The organism is Roseibium sp. (assembly GCF_050301095.1).
Classification (GTDB): domain Bacteria; phylum Pseudomonadota; class Alphaproteobacteria; order Rhizobiales; family Stappiaceae; genus Roseibium.
The window spans coordinates 1-5,914 of sequence record NZ_JBNKYW010000189.1; the positions used below are offsets into that span (position 1 = coordinate 1).

Annotated in this window: 6 protein-coding genes; 2 read left to right on the forward strand and 4 right to left on the reverse strand. The window is 62.4% G+C overall.

All coding sequences use genetic code 11. From position 1 onward, the window contains the following. Together ACQY7U_RS17350 and ACQY7U_RS17355 are read left to right on the forward strand one after the other, a co-directional pair. Window positions 1-1,059 (forward strand): amidase family protein (locus ACQY7U_RS17350; RefSeq protein ID WP_428646962.1); only part of this gene is annotated, 1,059 nt, incomplete at its 5' end. A gap of 198 nt (window positions 1,060-1,257) precedes the next feature. Next, window positions 1,258-2,355 (forward strand): NAD(P)/FAD-dependent oxidoreductase, encoded by a 1,098-nt coding sequence (locus ACQY7U_RS17355; RefSeq protein WP_428646964.1) that lies wholly within the window; start codon window positions 1,258-1,260, stop codon window positions 2,353-2,355. A gap of 30 nt (window positions 2,356-2,385) precedes the next feature. On the opposite strand, the gene ACQY7U_RS17360 is transcribed toward ACQY7U_RS17355, so the two are convergent. From ACQY7U_RS17360 to ACQY7U_RS17375, 4 genes are all read right to left on the reverse strand, one after another. Then, window positions 2,386-2,736, reverse strand: coding sequence for a ribbon-helix-helix domain-containing protein (locus tag ACQY7U_RS17360; RefSeq protein WP_428646967.1), 351 nt, complete (start codon window positions 2,734-2,736; stop codon window positions 2,386-2,388). Window positions 2,737-3,062: 326 nt separating this feature from the next. Continuing rightward, on the reverse strand, window positions 3,063-3,656 hold the full coding sequence (locus ACQY7U_RS17365) for a DJ-1/PfpI family protein (protein WP_428646969.1): 594 nt from the start codon (window positions 3,654-3,656) through the stop codon (window positions 3,063-3,065). Window positions 3,657-4,045: 389 nt separating this feature from the next. Further along, a complete protein-coding gene (locus tag ACQY7U_RS17370; RefSeq protein WP_428646972.1) occupies window positions 4,046-4,813 on the reverse strand; it encodes a class II aldolase/adducin family protein in 768 nt (255 codons plus the stop codon). Then, complete coding sequence (locus ACQY7U_RS17375) at window positions 4,810-5,913, reverse strand: TauD/TfdA family dioxygenase (protein ID WP_428646974.1); 1,104 nt, start codon at window positions 5,911-5,913, stop codon at window positions 4,810-4,812. Before ACQY7U_RS17375 ends, ACQY7U_RS17370 begins: the two co-directional genes overlap by 4 nt. Window position 5,914 lies beyond the last annotated feature (1 nt).

The window sequence follows — 5,914 nt, forward strand, 5'->3', positions numbered from 1 at the left end:
AACCCGTGGCGCAAGGTGGGTTCCAACCAGGACCTTGTTCCGGGCGGCTCCTCCGGCGGCTCCGCCTCGGCCGTGGCCGCGCGCATGTGCATGGGGGCGACGGCCACCGACACCGGCGGCTCGATCCGCCAGCCGGCCGCATTCACCGGCACAGTCGGCATCAAGCCGACCTATGGCCGCTGCTCGCGCTGGGGCGTCGTTGCCTTCGCCTCCTCGCTCGATCAGGCGGGTCCGATCGCCCACACCGTGCGCGACAGCGCCATCCTTCTGAAATCCATGGCCTCCGTCGACCCGAAGGACACCACCTCGGTCGACATCGAGGTGCCGGACTATGAAGCGGCCATCGGCAAGTCGGTGAAGGGCCTCAAGATCGGCATTCCGGCTGAATACCGCATGGAAGGCATGCCGGGCGAGATCGAAGAGCTCTGGCAGAAGGGCGTCCAGTGGCTGAAGGACGCCGGCGCGGAAATCGTCGACATCGCCATGCCGCACACCAAATACGCCCTGCCGGCCTATTACATCGTCGCTCCGGCCGAAGCTTCTTCGAACCTTGCCCGTTACGACGGCGTCCGCTATGGCCTGCGCGTGCCGGGCAAGGACATCGTCGAGATGTATGAGAACACCCGCGCCGAAGGTTTCGGGGAAGAGGTGAAGCGCCGTATTCTGATCGGCACCTATGTGCTCTCCGCGGGTTATTACGACGCCTACTACCTGAAAGCCCAGAAGGTGCGCACCCTGATCAAGCGCGACTTCGACCTGGCCTGGCAGAACGGCGTCGATGCCATCCTGACCCCGGCCACGCCGTCGGCCGCCTTCGGTGTCGCCGATCAGGACCTGCATGCGGATCCGGTCAAGATGTACCTGAACGACATCTTCACCGTGACCGTGAACATGGCCGGTCTTCCGGGCATTTCCGTGCCCGCGGGTCTCGACTCCAACGGCCTGCCGCTCGGCCTGCAGCTCATCGGCAAACCCTTTGACGAGAGCACGCTCTTCCAGGTCGGCCAAGTAATCGAGGACGCCGCCGGCTCCTTCGACCCGGACCAGTGGTGGGGCTGAGCCGCAGCCAAGTCCCTTCCCCTTTTGTGGGGAAGGGAAATTTGCGCCGCTTGTGGCAAAGGATAGCTGTCATCCCCGCGAAAGCGGGGACGCAGGAATTTTCATAATAAGTTTGTAAATACAACAGGCTATGAGGCGCCTTGGCTCCCCGCCTTGGCGCGGCGCCAAACCGGGACGACACGTGGAGCAGAACTTTCCATGCACGACATAGAAACCCTCGTCATCGGCGCCGGCGTCATAGGCCTCGCTTGCGCCCGCGCCCTCGCCCAGTCGGGCCGCGAGGTCATGGTGCTGGAACAACACGGCCTGATCGGCTCGGAGACCAGCGCCCGCAACTCCGAAGTCATTCATGCCGGGATCTACTACCCGCCCGGCAGCCTGAAGGCCAAACTGTGCCTGCCCGGCAAACACCAGCTTTATGCCTTCTGCGAAGAAAACGGCATTGCCCATGAGCGCATCGGCAAGCTGATTGTTGCCGGGAGCGAAACCCAGTTGCCGGAACTGGAGCGCCTGCACCGGCAGGCGCTCGACACCGGGCTGACCGATCTGGTCTTCTACGACCGCCGCAAGCTGCAGGAGATCGAACCCGAGCTGGATTGCGTCGGTGCGCTCTGGTCCCCTTCCACCGGCATCGTCGACAGCCACGGGTACATGCTTGCCCTTCAGGGCGGCCTTGAGAGCCACGGCGGCCAGGTTGTGCTCAACAGCAAGGTCCGGCAGATCGAGCGCTGCGCTGACGGCTACCGGATCACCGTCGACGCCGGCGGGGAAGAGAGCACCGCCCTCACCTGCCGCGAGTTGATCGTGTCCGCAGGCCACGGTGCGCCGGGCCTGATGGCGGAACTGCCGGGTGCCGATGCCCCGAAGGCCTATCTGGCGAAAGGCAATTATTTCAAGCTGCAGGGCAAGGCGCCCTTCTCCCGGCTCGTCTATCCGGTTCCGGAACCGGGCGGTTCCGGCGTTCACATCACCCTTGACCTGCAGCACCAGGCCCGTTTCGGTCCGGACGTAGAATGGGTGGACAGGATCGACTACGAAGTGGACCCGGCGCGCGGCGATAAATTCTACGCCGCCATCCGCAGCTACTGGCCGGGCCTGCCGGACAGGTCCCTCATCCCGGACTATTGCGGTTTCCGGCCGAAGATTTCCGCTCCCGGCGAACCGGCGGCGGATTTCCGCATCGACGGACCGGAGGCGCACGGGTTCGAAGGGCTGGTTGCGCTCTACGGCATGGAATCTCCGGGCCTGACTTCAGCCCTGGCGATTGCCGACGAAGTCAGCGCGCGGCTCGGCTAAACGAGGCGTCAGGGGTCAGAGACAACACCTCTAATGCACCCGTCCGCTCTCGGCCTCCAGAATTCCGTCCGCATCGAGCCCGGCAATCGGCAGGCGCTTGTCGGCCGGAACATCTCCGGAAAGCTGCAAGGCCAGGTACCGGCCGCAGCAGACCCTCAGGAAACTCGTGAAATTTCCGAGGTCATGCCCGGCGTCGATGCTTTCATGGTGCAGCTTGGTGATCAGTTGCACCACATTCATGCCGTCGCGCGCCGCGATTTCGTCCAGCACCTTCCAGAAAAAGGTTTCCAGGCGCACCGAGGTCACCATGCCGTCGATGCGCAGCGACTTGGTCGTGCTTTCCCAAAGCGCCGGATCGGCATCAATAAAGAGTTTGCACATGGGTGTATTCCTCCCGGCATCATTCGCTCCCGGATTTCACGTGGGAAGCTGCGTTCTGGAAACAGTTCTCCCGCCGAGGGCCTAGCCTAATTCCCTTCCCCCTGGCGGGGAAGGGTTAGAGATCTGGGTGAACGGTAGCCGCGACATGACAACTAAAATTTCGACCTACCTTAAAAACCTCATCCTGAAGAAGCGCCCAAGCGCTGTCTCGAAGGATGGGCCACTTGCTCATGTGCCTGCGGCCCATCCTTCGAGACGGACCTGACGGCCCTCCTCAGGATGAGGTCGATTTACGTGGCTGGGCTCATGTCCCAACCACCTTGCCTTCAAGCCGCCATGGATCCGGCTGCTTCACCGCTCAGCACCGCATGGAACTGCGACAGCCAGGCCGGATGGGCAGGCCACGCCGGTGCGGTGACAAGGTTGCCGTCCGTGACAGCTCCGTCGATGGCGATGTCCGCGTAGGTTGCCCCAGCCAGTTCCACTTCCGGGCGGCAGGCGGGATAGGCCGAAACCGTGCGGCCGTCGATGACCCTGGCGGCGGTCAGGATCTGTGCGCCGTGGCAGATGGCGGCGACCGGCTTGCCTTCGTCCATGAAGTGCCTGACGGCGGCGAGAACATCGGCATCGAGGCGCAGGTATTCCGGTGCCCGGCCGCCCGGAATCAGGAGCGCATCATAGGACGCGACGTCAGCCTCGGCGAATGTCGCGTTCAGCGTGAAGTTATGACCGCGTTTTTCGGTATAGGTCTGGTCGCCCTCGAAATCGTGGATGCAGGTGGCAACCGTCTCGCCGGCTTTCTTTCCCGGGCAGACCGCATCGACCTGATAGCCCATGGCCAGCAGCGTCTGGAACGGCACCATGGTTTCATAGTCCTCGGTGAAATCACCGGTAATCATCAGAATTTTCTTCGCACTCATGCTTCGTCCTCCAGCTTGGCAGTAAGCGATGGAGAAACGCTAGCAGGCGAAGAGATTGAGCGGGTATTAGGGGAGTACTACAGGGAATTTTTCTCGAAAATTCGGGTGGCCCGGAGTGCCGTCCGTGCCCCTGGCCCATCCTGGAGAGCGTCTTCTCGGTCCGGCGGATTCGCTGTTTCAAGACGATTGCCAAAGCTGCTCTGTCGTCACCCCGGGCGACCAAAGGGAGACCCGGGGCCTGCTCGTTTCCAGAGCGTTGGTGCTTTGCAGTTGCCATCCCGGTCATTCCGTCTGCGTAGGCAAGTTGCCTTGCGAGTGGGCCCCGGATCTGCGCTTCGCTTGTCCGGGGTGACTTCATCCGGTTTGGGAGGCGTTCTCTCGCTCCAACCTCAGTTCTTGTAATCCGGCTCGCTCCGGTCGAGCTCGCGCTTCCAGAAACCGAAATGCTCGTAGCCCATACCGACATAAGGCTCCCATTCGGCAGCGGTCTTGGCGGCGAGATTGTCCGACATGACAGCGAGCGGCTGTCCCGTTGAATAGGCTTTGAGCAGTGTCTCGGCGGCCCGCTCGAAGAAATATAGGGTCTCGAAGGCTTCGGCGACCGTGACAGCGGAGACGGAAACGCCATGGTTTCCCATGATCAGCACCGGCTTGTCCCCGAGTGTCTCGGCAATCCGCCTGCCCTCTTCCGCTTCGTCCGCCATACCGCCAAAACCGAGGTCGACGGCAACCTTGCCGAAGAAGCGCGCGGTGTTGAGGTCGATCGGCTTCATCGACGGATCCTGCAGCGTGGCAAGTGCCGTCGCGTTCGGCGGATGGCAATGGAACAGGACCCGTGCCTTCGGATTGGTCCGGTGAACCGTGCCGTGAATGCACCAGGCGGACGGATCGGGCGCCTTCTCGCCGGCCATGACCGTCTCGTCATTGGCGTCGAGCAGCAAGAGGTCGCTCGCCCTGATCTCGGAAAAATGCCGCCATTTCGGGTTCATCAGGAACTTGGACCCGTCCTCGGAGACAGCGGCGCTGAAGTGATTGCCGACGGATTCGTGCCAGCCGAACCGCACCGCCAGCCGAAAAGCGGCGGCAAGATCCTCGCGCAAGGCCTGTTCGCTGCGCACCTCCGGCGAAGACAGCGACATATCCAGCATCATGCTCATTTGAACCTCCCTTCCCCGGACAGGATGCGGTAGGTGGACCGCATCTCGCCCCGGTCCGTGTAACAGCCGCGCAGGTGCCGGTCGCCGCTCGTCGCGGAATAGGCGGCACGCCCATGCACGATCCGGTGATTGTCGAACACGATACATTCCCCGGCATTGAGACGGAAGCGCATCAGGTATTTCTCCTCCTGCATCATCCGTCCGAACCGGCAGAAGGCCGGGTAGAACCGGTCGAGTTCCCTCTGAGGCAGATCGAAAATATCCGCCTGGTGCTGGCTGATGGTGACGCCGGAGATGTTGCCGTATTCATCCAGTTCGATCACGCGCTGGCGGGCGCGCATGTCGAAAGTGTCGTGCTCGCAATAATAAGGCACATCGGTGGAGACCAGAAGGTCGAAGTCTTCGGGATAGAGCTTGCGGAAGTCCTCGGCCACCGCCAGCCCGTCGACGAAAAGACTGTCACCGCCTTCTACGGAATTGGCCCGGCAATGCAGGAACTGGACACCCGGTGCAAAATCCTCGGACGGCAGGTCGGTGTGCAGCTCCAACGCCTTTGAGGTGAAGGCGAGATTCGTCGGCTTGATGTGGGTCTTGACCTCGAAGACCAGACCGAAATAGCTCGGGCGAACATGCCCGATCAGGCTGGCGGTCTCCAGCAGCGCTGCGTCGGTGTCCGGCAGGCCGGTGATGAGGGCGACGCCATCCGTCAGCATGGTTTCCACCCAGGACTTCACATTGGCCTTGTCAGCGACGAGATCCGCATGAGCGAACCGCCCGACGGCCGGGTAGTGATCCGCGTACCAGGGTTTTCGCACCAGATTGGCCGGGTCAGCACGTTTCCGGCCCTCCGCGTAGTTGCTCAAGGTTTCCAGCGGCATGTGCGTCACGTGGCCGGCCCCCGCCCACGTCACTTCCAGATACCCGTTGGAAACCGTCGCGGAGACGGCCTGGGGCCGGCTTTCTTCGGCAAAAATGTCGAACACCCGTTCGCGGGTTTCCGGATCGAAGGAAGCCGGGCAATTGTCCCGCAGCCAGTAATAATTGAAATACGCGGTTTCGCCGTTCTTCAGCGGAACTTCCAGGCCGTTCTCGCCCAGCAAA

Excerpts from the sequence above, each read along its gene's own strand:
- ACQY7U_RS17360 (WP_428646967.1), bottom strand. The coding sequence starts at position 2,736 with ATGTGCAAACTCTTTATTGATGCCGATCCGGCGCTTTGGGAAAGCACG.
- ACQY7U_RS17365 (WP_428646969.1), bottom strand. The coding sequence starts at position 3,656 with ATGAGTGCGAAGAAAATTCTGATGATTACCGGTGATTTCACCGAGGAC.
- ACQY7U_RS17370 (WP_428646972.1), bottom strand. The coding sequence starts at position 4,813 with ATGAGCATGATGCTGGATATGTCGCTGTCTTCGCCGGAGGTGCGCAGC.
- ACQY7U_RS17355 (WP_428646964.1), top strand. The coding sequence starts at position 1,258 with ATGCACGACATAGAAACCCTCGTCATCGGCGCCGGCGTCATAGGCCTC.